Annotated in this window: 16 protein-coding genes; 3 read left to right on the top strand and 13 right to left on the bottom strand. The window is 45.4% G+C overall.

All coding sequences use genetic code 11. The annotated features are described in order from the left end of the window. Positions 1-25: 25 nt before the first annotated feature. From infC to VF412_RS07585, 3 genes are all read right to left on the bottom strand, one after another. Positions 26-616: a translation initiation factor IF-3 gene (gene infC, locus VF412_RS07595; RefSeq protein ID WP_331338623.1), complete on the bottom strand. Its 591-nt coding sequence runs from the start codon at positions 614-616 to the stop codon at positions 26-28. 104 nt (positions 617-720) lie between these two features. Beyond that, positions 721-2,688 (bottom strand): threonine--tRNA ligase, encoded by a 1,968-nt coding sequence (gene thrS, locus VF412_RS07590; RefSeq protein ID WP_331338622.1) that lies wholly within the window; start codon positions 2,686-2,688, stop codon positions 721-723. A 127-nt stretch (positions 2,689-2,815) separates the two neighbouring features. Then, entirely contained in the window at positions 2,816-3,493 is a 678-nt protein-coding gene (locus tag VF412_RS07585) for a PilZ domain-containing protein (protein WP_331338621.1), read from the bottom strand. A 181-nt stretch (positions 3,494-3,674) separates the two neighbouring features. Between VF412_RS07585 and VF412_RS07580 the strand changes: the two genes are divergently transcribed. Continuing rightward, positions 3,675-4,043: a hypothetical protein gene (locus tag VF412_RS07580; protein WP_331338620.1), complete on the top strand. Its 369-nt coding sequence runs from the start codon at positions 3,675-3,677 to the stop codon at positions 4,041-4,043. A 63-nt stretch (positions 4,044-4,106) separates the two neighbouring features. Here the strand turns inward: VF412_RS07580 and VF412_RS07575 are convergent, their stop codons facing one another. The 10 genes from VF412_RS07575 to VF412_RS07530 form a co-directional block, all read right to left on the bottom strand. After that, complete coding sequence (locus tag VF412_RS07575) at positions 4,107-4,643, bottom strand: hypothetical protein (protein ID WP_331338619.1); 537 nt, start codon at positions 4,641-4,643, stop codon at positions 4,107-4,109. A gap of 233 nt (positions 4,644-4,876) precedes the next feature. After that, complete coding sequence (locus VF412_RS07570; protein ID WP_331338618.1) at positions 4,877-6,076, bottom strand: molybdopterin oxidoreductase; 1,200 nt, start codon at positions 6,074-6,076, stop codon at positions 4,877-4,879. An 8-nt stretch (positions 6,077-6,084) separates the two neighbouring features. After that, positions 6,085-6,678, bottom strand: coding sequence for a cytochrome c (locus tag VF412_RS07565; RefSeq protein ID WP_331338617.1), 594 nt, complete (start codon positions 6,676-6,678; stop codon positions 6,085-6,087). A 2-nt stretch (positions 6,679-6,680) separates the two neighbouring features. Continuing rightward, positions 6,681-7,208 carry a DUF3341 domain-containing protein gene (locus VF412_RS07560; RefSeq protein ID WP_331338616.1) on the bottom strand — a complete coding sequence of 176 codons (528 nt, stop codon included), beginning with the start codon at positions 7,206-7,208 and terminating at the stop codon, positions 6,681-6,683. Then, positions 7,208-8,569, bottom strand: coding sequence for an NrfD/PsrC family molybdoenzyme membrane anchor subunit (gene nrfD / locus VF412_RS07555; RefSeq protein WP_331338615.1), 1,362 nt, complete (start codon positions 8,567-8,569; stop codon positions 7,208-7,210). Before nrfD ends, VF412_RS07560 begins: the two co-directional genes overlap by 1 nt. Continuing rightward, positions 8,566-11,700 (bottom strand): TAT-variant-translocated molybdopterin oxidoreductase, encoded by a 3,135-nt coding sequence (locus VF412_RS07550; RefSeq protein WP_331338614.1) that lies wholly within the window; start codon positions 11,698-11,700, stop codon positions 8,566-8,568. Before VF412_RS07550 ends, nrfD begins: the two co-directional genes overlap by 4 nt. A gap of 17 nt (positions 11,701-11,717) precedes the next feature. Continuing rightward, on the bottom strand, positions 11,718-12,257 hold the full coding sequence (locus VF412_RS07545) for a cytochrome c3 family protein (RefSeq protein WP_331338613.1): 540 nt from the start codon (positions 12,255-12,257) through the stop codon (positions 11,718-11,720). 419 nt (positions 12,258-12,676) lie between these two features. Continuing rightward, positions 12,677-14,329 (bottom strand): cytochrome c biogenesis protein, encoded by a 1,653-nt coding sequence (locus VF412_RS07540; protein WP_331338612.1) that lies wholly within the window; start codon positions 14,327-14,329, stop codon positions 12,677-12,679. Then, positions 14,326-15,732, bottom strand: a complete 1,407-nt coding sequence (locus tag VF412_RS07535; protein WP_331338611.1) for a cytochrome c biogenesis protein ResB — start codon at positions 15,730-15,732, stop codon at positions 14,326-14,328. Before VF412_RS07535 ends, VF412_RS07540 begins: the two co-directional genes overlap by 4 nt. 162 nt (positions 15,733-15,894) lie before the next feature. Continuing rightward, the gene (locus VF412_RS07530) at positions 15,895-16,698 is read right to left on the bottom strand and encodes an N-formylglutamate amidohydrolase (RefSeq protein WP_331338610.1); all 804 of its coding nucleotides are present in this window, start codon (positions 16,696-16,698) and stop codon (positions 15,895-15,897) included. A gap of 66 nt (positions 16,699-16,764) precedes the next feature. Here VF412_RS07530 and VF412_RS07525 point away from each other — a divergent pair, with 66 nt between their 5' ends. After that, positions 16,765-17,340, top strand: coding sequence for a cob(I)yrinic acid a,c-diamide adenosyltransferase (locus VF412_RS07525; RefSeq protein ID WP_331338609.1), 576 nt, complete (start codon positions 16,765-16,767; stop codon positions 17,338-17,340). Then, entirely contained in the window at positions 17,340-18,467 is a 1,128-nt protein-coding gene (locus tag VF412_RS07520) for a hypothetical protein (protein ID WP_331338608.1), read from the top strand. Before VF412_RS07525 ends, VF412_RS07520 begins: the two co-directional genes overlap by 1 nt. Positions 18,468-18,475 lie beyond the last annotated feature (8 nt).

The raw sequence follows: 18,475 nt of genomic DNA, 5'->3' as shown, positions 1-18,475 counted from the left end.
AGCGTTTCCGCTGCCTTTTAAGTTTCTATTCTTCGTCGTCTTCTTCAACTTCTTCAAGTTCAGCAAGTTCTTTAGTGTCCTGCTTCGACTTGTTGGGATGGGCTCTTTGATACTCTTTGATTTTTACTGGATCTGGAGCCAGCATCAAAAACATCTGTTTGCCTTCCATTTTTGGATTCGATTCGATCAAAGCTAGGTCATTTACGAAAGCGATCGCCTTTTGCATCACTTCCATACCTAGTTCCTGATGGGCCAACTCACGACCCATGAAACGCAATGACACTTTTACTTTGTCGCCATCCAAAAGGAAGCGGCGAGCGTGGTTCATCTTTGTTTCAAAGTCATGTTGATCCGTACGAGGACGCATTTGCACTTCTTTGATTGTCACAACAGTTTGCTTTTTACGAGCGGCTGTCGCTTGCTTTTTCTTCTCGTACTTCCACTTGCCGTAATCCATGATTTTACAAGTTGGAGGAGTTGCTGTCGGGGCAATCTCTAGAAGATCGAGGCCTCTATCTTCAGCAATACGTAACGCCTCAGGGACTGTCATAACTCCCAACATTGTGCCTTCGTCGTCGATGACACGGATTTGCTGGGCGCGAATCTCGCGATTCACTCTCAAAGAATCTTTAGAGTCTTTTTTGTTACGATCAAAACGACCGCCACTGTTACCACCTCTAAAATTACCTTCAAACTTGCTAATGGGAAACCTCCGTAGGTTTATTCATTCGTTGCTGCAGCCTTCGCAAGAGAGCTCTGCAGACTTCTTGTGTTAATATCTGTCGTAATCAAATTCATCACTTGATCCACAGTCAGACCTTTGTGTTCTGAACCGTCTCTCAAACGCAATGAAACCGTTTTTGTCTCAGCTTCTTTATCCCCTACGATAATCATGTATGGGATTTTTTGAAGTTGAGCTTCACGAATTTTATAATTTAATTTCTCACTTCGGCGGTCAAATTCAACGCGAACTTTGGCATCTTTTAGAGATTTCATAAGTTCTTCGCAGAAAACGTTCACGCGGTCCGTGACGTTCAAGATCGCCACCTGAGTCGGGCACAACCATGGTGGTAAGTGACCCGCTGTATGTTCCAGGTAAACTCCAATAAAGCGCTCTAAAGAACCCAAGACAGCTCTGTGAAGCATCACTGGACGATGTTCTTTATTGTCCTCGCCGGTGTATTTCAGATCGAAAGCTTCCGGAAGGTTGAAGTCCACCTGGATCGTACCTGTTTGCCAAGAGCGACCCAAGGCATCCACGAAATGCATCTCAAGTTTAGGACCATAGAAGGCCCCCTCCCCCGGAGAGTATGTGAATGGAATGTTCAACTCAGTCAAAGCCGACGCCAAAGCACCTTCAGAACGATCCCAAACTTCGTCAGAACCCATGCGGTTTTCTGGACGAGTCGCTAGCAAGATCTTGTAGTTTGGCATTCCCAAAGTGTGATAGATCTTGTTCAACATTTGAATGAAGCTTGAGATCTCAACTTTCAAAGAATCCAAAGCGCAGAAGATGTGAGCATCATCTTGGCAGAATGTTCTCACACGAGTAATCCCGTGGATGGCACCTGATTTTTCATAACGATGCAAACGACCGAAGTCAGCCATTCTTAACGGAAGCTCACGGTAAGAGTGCTTTTCCGCTGCGAACATCAAACAGTGACATGGACAGTTCATCGGTTTCAAAGCGTTGTCACGCTCATCCAGCTTCGTGAAGTACATGTTGTCTTTGTAGTTTTTGTAGTGACCAGAAGTTTTGAAAAGCTCCACATCGAAAACCTGCGGAGTGATCACTTCTTGGTAATCATATTCCATGTAAAGTTCGCGGATGTAGTTCACCAGTTGATTGTAAACAACTGTGCCCTTGCCCGTGAAGAACGGAGAAGCCGGAGCAAACTCATGGAACATGAAAAGGCCCAGCTCTTTACCCAACTTACGGTGATCGCGTTTTTTCGCTTCTTCCAAATTGTGCAGGTAAAGATCGAGGTCTTTTTTATCGCCGAAGGCTGTTGCATAGACACGTTGAAGTTGCGCGTTTTTCTCGTCGCCTCTCCAGTAGGCACCCGCCACGCTCAAAAGTTTGAACGCTTTGATTTGTCCTGTGGACTGGACGTGAGGTCCACGGCAAAGATCAAACCAGCTTGTACCATTGTAGTAGATACCGACATTTGTTTCGCCACGTTTTGCAAGATCTTCGATAAGCTCTACCTTAAAGCGCTCTTTCATTCCTTGGAATGTTTCGATAGCTTTTGCGATAGGCCAGTCTTCACGATGAATTGGCAGGTCTTGAGAAACGATCTCGCCCATTTTCTTTTCGATTTGAGCAAAGTGTTCTTCGGTAAATGCAAACGGAGAATCAAAATCGTAATAGAAGCCGTTTTCGATCACAGGACCGATCGTAACTTTAACTTCAGGCCAAATATCTTGAATCGCTTGCGCCATGATATGGGCTGCAGAGTGACGGATCACATCCACCGCTTCTGGCGATTTCGTAGTAATCAAGGCTACTTTAGTTTGATCTTTAAGTTTTGTGCGAAGGTCAGAAATTTCTTCTGAACCGTTGAGTTTCGCTCCCAACGTTTCTTTGGCCAAACGAGGACCAATAGACTGCGCCACTTCTAGCGCCGTTGGTTCGTGGTCGAACACCTTCGTAGAGTTATCAGGCAAAATAATTGTAACTTGTGACATTAGCTGTTCTGCACTCTGGCTTCACCAGAGTAGATGATATCGCTGAAGCGAATTACGTTAATCGAATATGATGAAAGAATAAGCAAATTTTGCATCACATTATTAGTAATCCGCCACCGCCAGAGGGTCAAGCATTCACCGCAAGAAATTGCACACCAATAATCTGGTTCCCAGCCACTGATGATGCTATCCAGCGAACTTGGGACTCAATCGACACCCACTTCCCTTGCTGGTCTTGGTACATGAGGCTGACAAAGTCCTTAACTGATACCGAAGCCGTGGAAATCTCGATTTGGGCTCCACCTTGCGAGAAATCCTTCATCGCCCCTTCACGCAGGAACTGGACCCCAACACCTGTTGGAGATTGAAGGGCCATCATCGACTTCTTTAACATGATTGGAGACTGAACTGGCAGGCGTTCGGCCTTGCGACTTTTCACCCCTAAACCGCTCAAGCAGCGATGAACCAATTCAGTGATACGTGAACCTTCTGATTCGTGAACGAAAAGCACGCGGGAATTTCCAAAACCCAACTGATAAACAGAGTTTTCAATAGTTTGCGCAATAAAGATGAAGGACATTCTGCCCTTAAGTTGGGCCCAGCTTAGGAAAGCTTGAACAATGCGGATGTTTAGAAATTCTGAGCGTACGATCACGCAGGTTTCTCCTTGTTGAGTATTTAGAACTTGCTTTAGCTTTTCAGTCGACTGAGCCCAGCGCCAACGCACACCACGCAACTGCGTCAAATAGTGTGGCAGCTCCTGACTCGGACTGAGATAAATGATGTCTCGAAATGAATCTTGCATCTTACCTTTAAGCTATTGCAAACCTGAGCCCACCCGTCAGCTCCAACAGATTACATCTTGCTGTTAAGCCTGTGGACACATGCAAACAAAGCTTTAAACAACATTGTCAAATTACTGATTTACCTTAGCTATCCCAAAGTCCACCATCAAAGGACAAAGAATATTCGTAAAGGAGATTTAAATGAAAGCAGTCGTTCTAACTATCGCCACGCTCATTTGCAGCTCCGTCGCTCTTGCGCAATACGATATGGATAAGCTTCAAAAACAAGCCGACGAGGGCTCAGCGAAAATGCAGCAAGGTGTTCACGACTCTTCTCAAAAGGCAGATGAATCCGGCAAAGATGCAAAGACTTCTTTGGATAAAGCCAGCCAAGATGTCAAAGCCGAGGCCAATGCAACCGGTGAAAGAGCCAAAGAGGAAACTGCTAAGGCCAAAAAGTCAGCAAAGAAGTCCTTTAAAAAAGCTAAGGGCAAAGCCAAAAAATCTTTGAAGAATATGGACAATGCCCCTGGCCAGTTGGACGACAGGGCTAACGAAGAACCAAAATAGCAGGAATTGGAGGGATTCTAAGACATCAACCTTGCGACAATATTCCTAGTGTCCTCTTTTGCCTTAACGGCATTGATCTACAATCTTGCGAAGCTTATCGAGTTCGTTGCAGTCAAAATAGGAAAGTCGCGAGCATATGTAGTCAACACAGGACATGTCGACCACTCCGCGACACATGTTGGTCACAGTGAAGAGTTCACTTTTTTCGTCGCAATCGAAATGACTCACCCGATTGCAGATCGAGTTCACACAAACCCCACTAACATTGCGGCAATTTCGTGTGATATCAGCAAGACCACTTTGCGAGTTGCAATCAAACGGACTCAAGTGATTGCAGACAGCCTCCACACAGCTTTTAGAAACAGGCCCACCCGACGGAGGACATTCTTGCGGTGGAGGCTGATGTTGCGATGGTGGTTGCGGATTTGGATAAGGATGGCCAGGGTCATCCGGCAACGGTTGAGGCCCCTGTCGAGTTAACATCTTCAAAACTTGAAAGTGTTCAAACTCCCCCACCAATTTCTGAATTCTTTCCGAACTAGCCGCCATTCCCGAACAAGAAAAAAGTAAAACAACCACCAAAGAAACAACCCTACCCATAAACCCTCCACAAATAGTTCACAGGCCTTCAACACCAGCATCAATCCCCCCTCCGAAAAAACAAAAGGTACGCCGTACCTTTTTGAGATGCATGATGTCATTTGAGGTGCAGAGGTTTTGACTGTTGAAAACTTTCGACAAGAAGAAGCGTAAAATAAAAAAGCCACCCGGTTGGGTGGCTTTTTTTATGCCCAGCATCGCAGAAAGGTACGGCGTACCTTTAGTATGTACCTTTAGTATGTGACGTGGTGGTTTAGAGCTTCGTGCATGCGTGGGTCTTTTGTTGGAACCAAGCTGTTTTTGCTCCAGAAAGAGAATAGGCAAAGCATGAACAGACCTGCAAAGCCAGCGAAGATGCCGATTTCCCAGAAGCCGAATGTGATCTGGCCGTCGAAGAAGTTTGGATATACTAACCAGTAGATGTCCAAGTATTGCATAGCCAATACTAGAACAGAAACCGCGATAACGTTGCTGTCAGAGCGTTTTGCTGCGCGAGGAAGCAATGCCAAGAAAGGAACGATGAAGCGGAATACTAGCAAGACAGTTGAAATAGACAACCAACCGCCGATAGATCTCATGATGTAGAATTCAGTTTCTTCTGGCAAGTTCGCATACCATTGAAGCATAAACTGAGAGAACGCGATGTACGCCCAAAATACTGTCATACCTTTTAGGTACTTCACGACATCATGTTGATGCTCAACAGTTACGTAGCCTTTTACCAAGCCAGAACGTCTCATCAAGACGATCACAATAGCAAGGAATGCAAGCCCCGCCTGGAACAAACCTGCAAATGTATAAATACCGAAGATTGTCGAATACCATGTTGGAAGCAATGACATGATCAAATCCACGCTGAAGAAAGAGAACATCAACGCGAAGAAGATGATGAAACCAACTGCTGGTCCTACCATTTTATTCGTCAATTCGGGATCGCCAGTTTTATCTTGTTTCAAAGAGTTACCAACGATAGCCCAACGGAACAACATGCAACCCACAACGAAAACAAGCAAACGAACAACGAAGAAACCTGCGTTCAAATAACCAGTTTTAGCGGCTACAACTGGATTTGCCGCAATAACTGCAGGGTCTGCCCAGATGTAAAGCTTTTTGAATCCAATAAGCAGAACCAAGCCACCTACGAAGATCCAAGGGATGAATGCTGTTGTCGCTTCAGCGAAACGGCGGATAGAAACAGACCAACCTGCTTTCGCAGCACTGTTGATTGCTACCCAGAAAAGACCGCTGAGGCCCAAGCAAGAGAAGAAGAAGAAAGACACCAAATAAGAAGTCCAAAGACGATCTGGATTCTTCATCAAACCGATTACGAAGGTCAAAAGACCGATCGCAATAAGTGCGAAGCTCAATGTTTTTAGCTTCGCAGGTGCTTCAAATTTAGAGACATGTAGGTCGTGATGATTGTGATCAGCCATACCAATTCCTATTTTCCATCACGCTTCTCAAGGAAGCGAATGTAGTTAACAACTTGCCAACGATATTGTTGTGGAACGTGAGATGCGTAAGGACCCATCACACCTTGTCCCATCGTGATCACGTGGAAAACGTGACCATCTGGCCAACCTTTTACCTTATCAGATAACAAAGAAGGTGGTTTCAAAGCCATTTTACCAGATACAACTGACTTCGCAGCTTCGCCGCCTTCACCTTTGAAACCGTGGCAAACTGCACAATTTGTCTCAAAGTATTTTTGGCCCACTAGCAAAGTTTCTGGATCCATCTTACCCGCGTAAGGGTTTTTCAAATTCTTCGCCGCACCTTCTGGATCAGTCGCATATCTGTAAGCTTCGAAACCTACAGGAACTGTGTGCTCAGGCGGAACTCTCATTCCGCTGTGGTGTGGAGAGGATTCATCGTACTCCTGCGCTTTAATCGCTGGAGATTCCATCATATCTTGAATAATTTCAACGTTCGGGTTGTTACCGCGGGGGCCGCAACTGGTCAGTAAGCTAACTGTCGCCAACGCCGCCAAGCCTGCTGCCGCTACACCCATGGAGATATTCACGAGGCTTCTCATTTTTAGTACTCCGTCTTCTTAACTTCAAGAGCGCCAAGCTCTTTGAACATTTTCTCAATTTTCGATTCGTCATATCCCGTGTCACCGAACGGAATGAAGATCGCAAATTTGTGAGAACTCAAATCAGGATCAATCGAAGGAGGATCGATACGCGGAATTTTAACTGCATAGAACAAAGCGCCTACAGATGAAAGTGCCGCGAAAAGGATCGTCAACTCAAACATAATTGGAATGAACGCTGGAAGAGAGAAGAACGGTTTACCACCGATATTCACAGCCCAGTCCACCGCTGAAGTCCACCAAGTCAAAAGAAGACCGCAAGTCAAACCTACGCAGCCAGCAACAAAAGTAACCCATGGAATCCATGATCTTTTGATACCGCAAGCTTCTTCCATACCGTGGATAGGATAAGGAGAAATTGCTTCGAACTTTGTGAAGCCAGATTCACGAGTTTTTGAAGCAGCCTTCACGACTTTGCTTTCGTCATCCCAGATACCGGCAATACCTTTAGTATATTGTTGAGAAGCCATTAGTGGTGCCCTCCTTTATCGTCGTAACCTACATGCAATACGGGCTTCACTTCCGCGATAGAAATCGCAGGGAACAAGCGCAAATACAACAAGAACAGAGTCAGGAACATACCGAAGGAACCAACAAGAACCCCAGTATCGAACCATGACCATTGATACATGCCCCAGTTGGCCGGCAAGAAATCACGGTGCAATGAAGTCACCGTGATAACGAAACGCTCGAACCACATACCGATGTTTACAAAGATAGAAACAACGAACATCACAGGGATTGAACGACGCATTTTCTTGAACCAGAAAACTTGTGGGATCAAAACGTTACAAGAAACCATGATCCAGTATGACCACCAGTAAGGACCAAACGCACGGTTGATGAACACGAAACGCTCGTACGGGTTGCCTGAGTACCATGCGATGAAGAATTCTGAAGCGTATGCGTAACCAACCATCATACCAGTCATCATGATGATCTTATTCATCACTTCCATATGATCTAGTGTTACGTAGTTTTGGAATTCTTTGAATCCGATACGAACCAAAGTCATCAACGTCACAACCATCGCGAAACCAGAGAAGATCGCACCGGCAACGAAGTATGGAGGGAAGATCGTTGTATGCCAACCTGGCAAGTTAGAAACCGCGAAGTCGAATGATACGATCGTATGAACTGAAAGAACTAGCGGAGTCGAAATACCTGCAAGGATCAAGTACACCATCTCGTAGTGCGACCAGTTCTTAGCAGTACCGCGCCAGCCCAATGACAAAGCACCGTACAAAGAACGACGAAGTTTGTTTTTCGCGCGGTCTTTGATTGTTGCAAAGTCAGGAACCAAACCGATGTACCAGAATACCATAGATACAGTCGCGTAAGTTGATACCGCGAACACGTCCCAAAGAAGTGGTGAACGGAAATTCACCCACAATGGACCACGTTGATTCGGATACGGGAACAACCAGTAATCAAGCCAAGGACGACCTGTGTGAAGAAGTGGGAAAAGACCCGCTGTCATAACGGCAAAGACCGTCATCGCTTCCGCAGTTCTGGCGACCGATGTTCTCCACTTCTGACGGAAGAGGAAAAGAACCGCAGAGATCAAGGTACCAGCGTGACCGATACCGATCCAGAATACGAATGTAACGATCATCGTACCCCAGAATACCGGATGAGTAACACCCAGCAAACCGATACCAACGCCGACGACACATCCAAGAATTACGATATAAAATAACAACAACGTCTTCGCACTAAGGAAAAGACCAACCCATCCTTTAGATGGGAATCTTTCCAATGGCGCGCAGATGTCATCGCTAACATCTTTCAAAGTCTTATTTCCAAGGACTAATGGATTGCGCTTAATCATGAGTGTTCACCTTGTTTCGCAGTTCCGTGACCTTCTTGGCCACCAACAGTTTCTTTATCGTTGTTACGGATCTTAGACAGATAACGAACTGAAGGTTTTGCATGCCATTCTTCTAACAATGCATAACCGCGCTCTTCTGTTTTGAAGATCTTAGCTACTTCAGAGTTTGGATCATTCACATCACCAAACACGATAGCGCTTGCAGGACATGAAGTTTGGCAGGCTGTTTTCACATCGCCATCTTTCACTTGACGTTGTTCATTGCGCGCCAATGTCTTCGCGTCGTGGATACGCTGTACACAGAATGTACATTTCTCCATCACACCGCGAGTACGAACGCCTACTGAAGGATTCAAAGCCATGTGCATTGGCTTCTCGATCAACTTCGCGTAGTTGAACCAGTTGAAACGACGTACTTTATAAGGACAGTTATTCGCGCAGTAACGAGTCCCTACGCAACGGTTGTAAACCATGTCATTCAGACCCTCATCAGAGTGAGAAGTCGCAATAACCGGACAAACAGTTTCGCAAGGAGCATTGTCACAGTGTTGGCACATAACTGGTTGGAAGACAGCTTCTGCATTCGCGATATCGCCAGTGTAGTAACGGTCGATACGCATCCAGTGCATGATACGACCTTCAAGAACATACTTCTTACCAATAACAGGGATGTTGTTTTCAGATTGGCAGGCTACAACGCAAGATGAACAGCCTGTGCAAGAGTGAAGATCAACAGCCATACCCCATTTGTGACCAGAGTATTGGTGACCTGACCAGATCGACCAAACTTCATACTTCTTAATGCCCGCTCTTGGAGATTTTTGATAATCCTTCAAAGACGCAGAGGCTACGATTTGACGGCCTTCCATCGTGAAGTTTCCAGAAGTTGTCGCCAACGGAATTGTTTTAGAAAGTTTTGTGAATGTCACTGGCATACCAGACGCAGTCACTTTTCCTTCTTTAGAAACAGTCATCAATGCGAATGTATTTTGACCAACACCGTTACCTACTTTACCCGCTTTAGTGCGGCCGTAACCTACAGCAACTGCAACGACATCGTCGTGCATGCCTGGTTGAACGTAAACTGGCAACTCAACCGTTTTGTCGCCCACTTTCAAGCTGATCACTGAACCTTGTTTCAAGTGATGCTTTTCAGCAGTCGCCAAAGAGATCGAAGCGTAGTTATCCCAAGTCACTTTAGTGATTGGATCTGGAATTTCGTACAACCAAGGTACGTTACCAAGAGATCCATCACCCATTTGGGATGTAGGGTAAAGAACAAGTTCATAACCTTCAGAAGCTTTTGCAGGCTTGATAGATGTGAATGCATCTACTTTAAATGAACGTGCTGCTGCACCTTTCACCATTTCGCCTGCGTGACCTTTTTGCAGAACTTCTTGCCAGAAGTCTTCGAAGGCCATGCCCTTAGCTACTTTTGGATGGATGTCTGTTTTCCAGTAAACTCTCAAGTAGTCATAGAATGTCTCGTAATCACGAAGACGTTGTGGACCGGCTTTCGCCATGAAGGCCCAGTTCATCAAAGACAATTGGAATGAACGAGTGTCATACATTGGACGGATCGCTGGTTGGCAGACTGTGAAGACGCCTGGAGCGATTTCCATGTCATTCCATGATTCTAGGAAATGATTGTCTGGGATGATGTAGTCAGCGCGAGCGCCTGTCTCATCAACGCGGTCGCCCGTGTAAAGAACCATTTTAACTTTTTTAACTGCATCGCCGAAACCAAACTCAGCCGGCAATACGAAGCCAGGGTTCACACCATGGATGATCAAAGTTGTTACTTTGCCATCAGCCATGTCTTTCACAAGCTGAGCCATATCTTCGTAAGAAGATTTAGTCGCTTGATTGCCCGCTTTATCAACAGTCTTACCTTCGTTCTCTAGAACAGAGTTCAGGAAGTTCACCGCGATTTGAAGATTTTTAGAATCTTCTGTCAAAGTCGCCATGCCACCTGCAACAACTAGTGATTGACCTTTATTTGCCAAAAGATCAGCCGCTACTTTCGCGAACAATTCAGGCTCGACGTTCAATTTTTTAGCTACGTCAGAATACGGAGCCAAAACTGCTTTCACAGAGCCGTTGCCAGCGTATGAAGAAGCCCCTTTCTTCACGATGATTTCATGAAGAAGACCAAGAACAACATCCAACTGTTGAGAAGGCTTGATTTTGACACGGATATCCGCGTTCGCACCTGTCAGAGAGTAAGTTGAATCGAAAGAAACCAAGCGGTTCATGTTCTTAATGTCTTTACGGCCAGCTACAAATTGATTTGTGTAAGCCGTTGGAGAACCCCAAGTACCCAAGAAGTCCGCATCAACAGAAACGATCATTTTCGCTTTGTCGAAGTGGTAAGCGGGAACAACTTCTTCACCGTAAGAAGCTTTTTGACCTAGAACAACGTCTTCATTTGAAAGTGCATTCCAAACAACGTGTTTCGCTTTGAAGCCTTGAGCGAAGTCAGAAATTACTGCGCGTGTTGAAGGAGAAGCGATTGGCCCCGTCAAGATAACAACGCCGCCTTTACCAAGTTGCTCGACAACTTTTTTGTCTAGCTCTTCCCACTTGATATCAACACCTTGAGAGTTGCTTTTCTTTTCATTGAAAAGATCGTGTCTTGGACCTTGCAATCTCTCTGGATCGTAAAGGTTCAACAATGATGCTTGAGAGCGGATGTTCAAACCTTTCCCGCTGAATGGATGACCATGGGTTGCCTCTACTTTAATAGGACGACCTTCGCGAGTTTTAATAAGAACCGCGATTGGATCCACACCGTCGAAGTAGGCCGATGTGTAGTAGTTTGGTGTACCTAAAGTTACTTCTTCAGGCATTTTGTTGTAAGGAACAATCTTTTGCACTGGACGACGAATGCAACCTGCAGTCGCCATTGCCAAAGAAGCGCCCATCAACTTCAAGAATTCACGACGAGCAAAACCATCGTTGCCATCTTCTTCGCGAAGCGGAGAAGACATGAACTCTGTTTGCGCTCTTTGTGCAAATTCAGGATTGTTATTCAATTGCTCGATCGTCTCCCAATATTCAGTGTCGTGCTCAATAGTTGGACGAAGAGCTTTTTTCATTTCTAATTCATGATCATGATGCATTTCAGACATAGTACCTTCCGAAATCCTTAGTAGTGACAAGTTGTACAGTTAAGAGGAGCTTTGTTCTCTGGCTGACGGTGGCAGTTAATACACCAGCCCATTGAAAGATCAGAGAATTGCTCAACACGCTTCATTGTTTCAATCGGGCCGTGACATGTTTGGCAGTTCACGCCTTTCGCAATATGCGCATTATGGTTGAAGTGAACGAAGTCAGGAAGCATGTGAACACGAACCCATTCTACAGAGCCGCCGCTGTCATAAGCTTCACGCAATTTCTGAATTCCTGGCTTATCAGTAGCAACCTGCAAGTGACAGTTCATGCACGTTGAAAGTGCAGGAATATTTGAGTGCTTAGAGCGCTCCACTTGGTTGTGACAGTACTGACACTGAATTTTGTTCGTTCCAACATGAAGGGAGTGGTCGAACGCAATAGGCTGCTCAGGAGCATAACCTTTGTTGTAACCCCAACCCGGCTGAAACTTACAACCTGTTAGAAGAGTTGATACCATGAGCGCGCTCAAGAAGGCCATCGCGCCCGCCGCCGTACATTTGAATACCCGATGCATAATCATCCCTTTGCCAAGCCTGGTCTACACTGCGAGTTCGTCGCAGTATCAAGTCCACTCTGACTTTCTAACACCGTTCCGATATCGCTAATATTTGAGGCCAACAATGCTGTCCTATTTTTATTTGCTCCTATTTAATGACTTAAAAGTCCAGTGGTCAATTTTCTTTTTGCAAGCCTATTGAAAAAGGAAGAGACTCCGCGCCCCTTCGCTCAAAAACTCAGCAATTCAATTTTGATTCTTAGTTCCCAAAATTCAGAGCCTGTGTTCAGCAAACAACACTTTCTCGAGGGAAATCCGCTGATTTTTCGGAGGAGCTTCGACTCTTCTGAAGCAAAAAGTCGAGATCGAAAAGACGATAAGATCTCTTTCGCGAGCGCAGCATTTGCCGGGTCCGCGAAAGAGTTCGGCAACATCGTCTAGGAAGGTTTTGCCGTATTTTTTGAGTGACGCCCCTGTCTCACAACAGCGACGTAGACACACATTAATAGATGTGCCGCTACAAATGCGGACACATACTCCACACCGCCGGCGCCAAAACCGTACGAATGAAGCCCTGCGCCAAGCACGAAATTCACTCCGTACCATGCCATAATTACTAGGGAAAATGTAACGATCCCCGTAACAACCATCCCGAAGTTTTTAATCATACCTGCGTACCGAGCATGTAGAACTGCTAAGTAACCAAGAAGCGCAATCAACGCCCAAGTCTCTTTTGGGTCCCATCCCCAGAAACGACCCCAAGAGTAATCCGCCCAAATACCGCCCAGAATAATTCCCGGCGCCAAGAAAGCGACACCGATTTGCATCGCACGATAGATAGCTGTGACGACTGAACGGATTTTTTCTTTATGCTGCTCTTCACCGCGTAAGTAATAGAACAGACCAATGTCGCCCAAGCCGAACGCCAAAAAGAAGGCCGCATAACTGATAGTGATAGTCATCACGTGAATAGTTAACCAATAATTGCTGCGCAATACCGGCTCAAGTGGCGTCAAAGTCGGATCAAGGACGGCTGGAGCAAAGTCTGCAATAACTAAAGCAAACAAGCTTGCAAGAGTCCCCGCAAATAGGATCATGCGGAACTTGTAGATCAGCTCTAAGATCGAAGCGAACAAGATCACGCCCCATGAAACCCAAATCACGGTTTCATACATATTAGAGACAGGTGCTCTATCCATAATATACATACGCAGACCGAAGCCATAGGTGTGAAGAGCAAAACCAATGACAAGCATCACCCACGCAGCCTTCATCAAGCCTTCGCGATTCAATACCCACACAATCAAAATCAGACTGGCCGCCAAGAAATAGAATACATAAGCCCAACGGAATGGATGGAAGTCGTTATAATGAACCTCCGCTTTGATTTTCACATCGTGATCATAAGCCGTTGGATTGATCATACGTGCGGCATCTTCAAATTTCTTTACCGCGTCATCAAGAGCCTTGCCTGTTTGCTCAAGAGACTCTGCAGAATCCCCTTTCGCAATAGCACCGATATGATTTACGAAAGCCTTCGTGATATCCAAGAATTTTTCCTGAAACTCTGCTGGCATGTCGCCTATGGCGATCCAAGCATTCCCTTCTTTGGGAGGAAGAATCTTCAACATACGACCCGATGCAATCTCTTGGAAAACAAAGAACTGGTTTTCAAGGCGCTGCAGAGCTTGGAAGTACGGATTTAATTTCTCTTTTGTTTCACGCTTTGACTGAAGTTCCTGGCGCAACATTTGGAAGCGATCGCTCGCAAACAACTCTTCACCAGAGAAATATCTTTGGTCTTTTGGCAGCTTCATGGCCTCTAGAACCTGATGATTGCGCACTTCAAAGATTTTCTTATTTGTCCATGCTTGAGGCGACAGCATCCACGTCAAAACAATTTCAGTTGCGGCGCGACCTTCGAATTGTGATTTGCCATAAACGATCTCGAGCATCTCGCGAGCGAAAGAGTCGTAAGGCTTAATACGTCCGCCATCTTGAACAGGCAGGTATTTCAGCGCATCACCGGCTTTTGCAAATGCAGACAATGAGATTATGGAAGTCAGAACAAGAGCTAAAAGGGATTTCATTCTTTATCTCCACTTTTTTTAGCGATTTTAAAGTCTAAGTGTTTGAACCACATCAAAAGAACAACACCCACAACAAGAATCAAAGAACCTAAATATTTTAAGAAACGACCCGGGTCCGCATTCACCGAGAAAATCGACGCCACCGGCTGTCCGTTTTCCTCTTGGAAGCTGGCTTGATAAATCGTAAGACCTTTGTATTTCAAAGGCTCATTCATTGAAATCATGTGATTTTCAATTCCGGGAACTGACACGACACTTTTGTAAGCCATCGCGCGAGTCGTGCCTTGATAGCGATCCACTTCGAAACTTTTCAGCGTCAACGGAAAACCCACGTCAATACGACGGTTTCCATATGTCAAAAGATAGACGGCATTATTGGTAAATAGCTTCACCATGTCGTTCAAAAGGACCCAGTGTTCTTTGCCTTCAAAAACAATTTTCACAGCGGAAGTTGTCAGCGGAGTTGGATGCTCTAACTCTTGCAAATCCCAGTCTTCAACTGCTGAAGGCAAGAAACGAAGAATGCGGAATTGCATACCCATCTTAAAGCCTGGATCGAAAGCGTCGCCTTCTTTCACAAAGCCCTTTTTACCTGGCTTCTCGGACTCTTTATAGAAAACCACATAGCGAAGGCCACCTTTTTCCGGGCTCAGATAAATTTCATTCTTCATCTGCCCTTTCGCCGGAATAGGTCCCAGGTGAACCTGCGCAGGTCCAAAGTTATGTGTTTCAAGAGAGTTGGATTTTCTTTGCACCAACCACTCGATCACGTTCACATTTGGATTTTGAATCTGAAAGCGAAGCCCCGCCCCTGCTTTCCCTGACTCATCCGCCACCACTTTACGAGCCGGCAAAACGTACTTCTTGTAATCGACAACTTTGATCGCGCCTTCGACAGCAGGGATCTCAAATGGCTTTTGTTCTGTCGGAGGTTTGGTGAAGAAATCCACTTCACTTTCAAATGTTTTTGAATAGCGATCTCCGTCAAAAGAGGAATACACAACAAGATCTGTGTCCCCTGTTTGCACGAAGTTGTTTTTATCACCGATCGCCACACGCATCGAGCCATCCAAACCGAATTTCATTGTGATGGAGGCACCTAAAAGCAGAATAATGATTCCAATGTGAGCCAGAACGAAGGCGATGTGACGACGCTTCCACGGCAAGCGATCCACCATCACGGCGATTAGATTGATCACAAGAAGACTCATCACCGTGTACATCATCCATGTGTCATAAACTAATTTCTTTGCGGCATAAGCGTCGTACTTGGCCTCAATAATGGTGCCCACAGCAGTCAAAGTCGCAATCGCAAGAATAATGAATACGGCCAGCTTCAAAGAAGCCAACGGTTTGTTGAGCCTTTTTAAAAGAGATTTTTTTGGCGAGCCTGGTGTAGTCAAAGCTGCATCCTTATTTAAGCATTGAAAATTTCACTGCTATCAATAATTTAGATCGCGCTTAATGACCACGACTTTCCCGCTCAACACGCGCCGTCAAACATGCAACATATAGTTGCAGACCCAACTTAACAACCAGCATCGCAAAAAGGTACGGCGTACCTTCTAGGCTGGGAGGTTTTTTTTGATGTAATCTAGGGCGAAAAAGACTTTATCTTGAACTTTCTTCGCTTCTTCAGGTTTAAGTTTTTTAGTTTTCTCGTCCATGTAAAGTTCGCGATTCATTTCCACTTGAAGAGTGTGTTGATCGCGGGATGGATTTCCATATTGCTCTGTGACACGACCGCCAAAGTAAGGCCAATTGTAAGCCACTTTGAAACCCGCAGTGACATAGGCCGCAATCACTAGATCTTTGAACTTTGGATCACAGCTTTTGCCTTTGCTGTCGCTCACTACGATATCGGCACGATGTTCACCTGGATCGCGATGCTCGCTTGTGCCGACCGACGGCATACTATGGGCATCAATGTGGAAAGTCTTTTTGAAACCTTGATTGTGCAACTCTTGATACAGATCGCGAATGCCGGCATGGAATGGTTCGTACACAAGTTTCACCAATTCGTTGTGAGCTTGCACAGTCATGGGCTTTGGCATCAATTGGTGCTTGTAAGTCGTAATCACCCAGTGAAAACCACGGTTGTGCATTCCCGCTGGATTGCTATGACCTTCCACAGAGGAAGAGTCCACATCCTCAGGCACACGGTTCATATCCGCAGCATAACGATGCCATTCTGTTTTCACGTAAGGAATTTTGAGCTTGTGCAGCGTCGGCTCATAAAGAAAATCAACATAGCGATCCACGTCACACATCAAGATCTCTTCAGGCAAAGAATTCAACCACGGAGTTTGCGGGGGAACTTTTTCTCCCGAGTGAGGAATTGTAACGATCAATGGTGCTGTGATGCTCATGAGATACCTCTTTTGTTGACGTGATTAGCGTAAATCGCGACAATTATTTTGAAAAGGGTAATTCTTATGACGACACCTCCCAAAGCAAAAATCTATACTCGTACAGGTGACAAAGGAACAACACGTCTTGTGGATGGTTCTTGTGTTGAAAAGTTCAACCCACGTGTGGAGGCCTATGGAACTGTGGATGAGCTTAATAGCTATCTGGGTGTAGTGCGAGCTTCTTTAATAAACCAAAGTACTTTCGCCAGCCTCGACCCACTGCTTGAAAAAATTCAAAACGAACTGTTCAACATTGGATCTCTTTTGGCTACAGAAAAAGAGGAAGTCTTTAAGATGTTACCTGCCATTACCGAAGACCAAATCGTTTTCATCGAATATCACATCGATGAACTTTCGACAGAGCTTCCTGAACTTCGCAATTTTATTTTGCCAGCGGGTCATCCCATAGCTGCTCACCTTCATGTGGCGCGCACTTTTTGTCGTCGCAGCGAACGTCGCTCTGCTGAAATCGCCGTGAAAGATGATCGGTATTCTTTGAGCTTGCAATATTTAAATCGTTTGAGTGATTTTCTTTTCGTGGCCGCTCGCTGGGTGAATCACAAAGCTGGAAACTCAGACGTTCTTTGGAAGAAGACTTAATGCAGTTAGAAGTCGCCAAACTTGAAGATACAGCGGCCTTAGCGGAATTCTACAAAAGTTTCCCCGTGCGCGGTTTGGTCGAAATGAAGATCGATCGCAATGGCGACTTCTTTGCTCCGTATGATATTCAAGCTGAACAACACTTGACGTATGTTTTGAAAGAAGACGAAAAACTTGAGGGCATGGCCAGTTTTATTGTGCGCGATGTTCTTCTTAATAACGAAGTGCGCCCGGTGGCTTTTGGTCGCGATTTGCGTATCTCAAACAATCGTCGTGCGATTCTTGAATGGTCTCAACACTTTTTGCCTGTGATGGAGGAAGTGTTTCATACCTTCGGATGCAAACACCTTTTTTCTATCTTGAGTATGGGCGAAGTGCAGGCTTTAAATGCCTTTGTTCGTCCTCGCACATTAAAACGTAAGTTGCCAAATTATTTCTTGTACCGTCGCTTCAATATGGTTTCCATTCACGGCAGACTTCCATGGGCCAGCAATCCTCTGCCGCATCTTAAGATTCGTCACGGCAATCAATCCAATGTCGATGCGCTGATTTACTATGTTGTGCAAAAATCCCGCGACAAAGACTTAGCGACAACCTGGGATGCCCATAGTTTCTGGGACAAGTTAGATCGCTGGAACGGCTTAAAGCTTGAAGACTTTATTATCGCTTTTGATAAAGACGACAATATCGTGGGCTGCACGGCCCCTTGGTCTTCTGGTGGACTGCAGGATTTCATCCCGATGCAATATTCTTTGAAAGCCCACAACTTCAGGCAGTTCTTAAAATTCGGAAAGATGTTGGGTTGGACTCGCACTCTGACGAAGCCGTATTCACGTCTGAAAGTTGAAGCGAGCTTGAACTTCAAATATTTGAACTTCTTGCATGCAGAAAACGGCGATATTTTCGAAGCCCTTCTGTGGAAGGCTTTTGACGATGCGAAAGAAAACGAATTCCTGGTTTATAATCAACAGCGCTCTGAATACATCTATCGTCGTCCGCGCACTTGGATTTCAGCAAAAATGCCTTTTGGGGTTTATCTTTTACAACCCCCAGAACGCCCGCTGCCTGATTTCCTTCACCCATCCAACGAAAGATCTATCGAAATAGAACCATTCTTTGCACTTTAGAAATACAC

Origin of the sequence: Bdellovibrio sp., assembly GCF_036384735.1 — a bacterium.
GTDB lineage: Bacteria > Bdellovibrionota > Bdellovibrionia > Bdellovibrionales > Bdellovibrionaceae > Bdellovibrio.
Note: the sequence above shows the minus strand (reverse complement) of the source record. Positions and strands in the feature narration are given on the sequence as shown.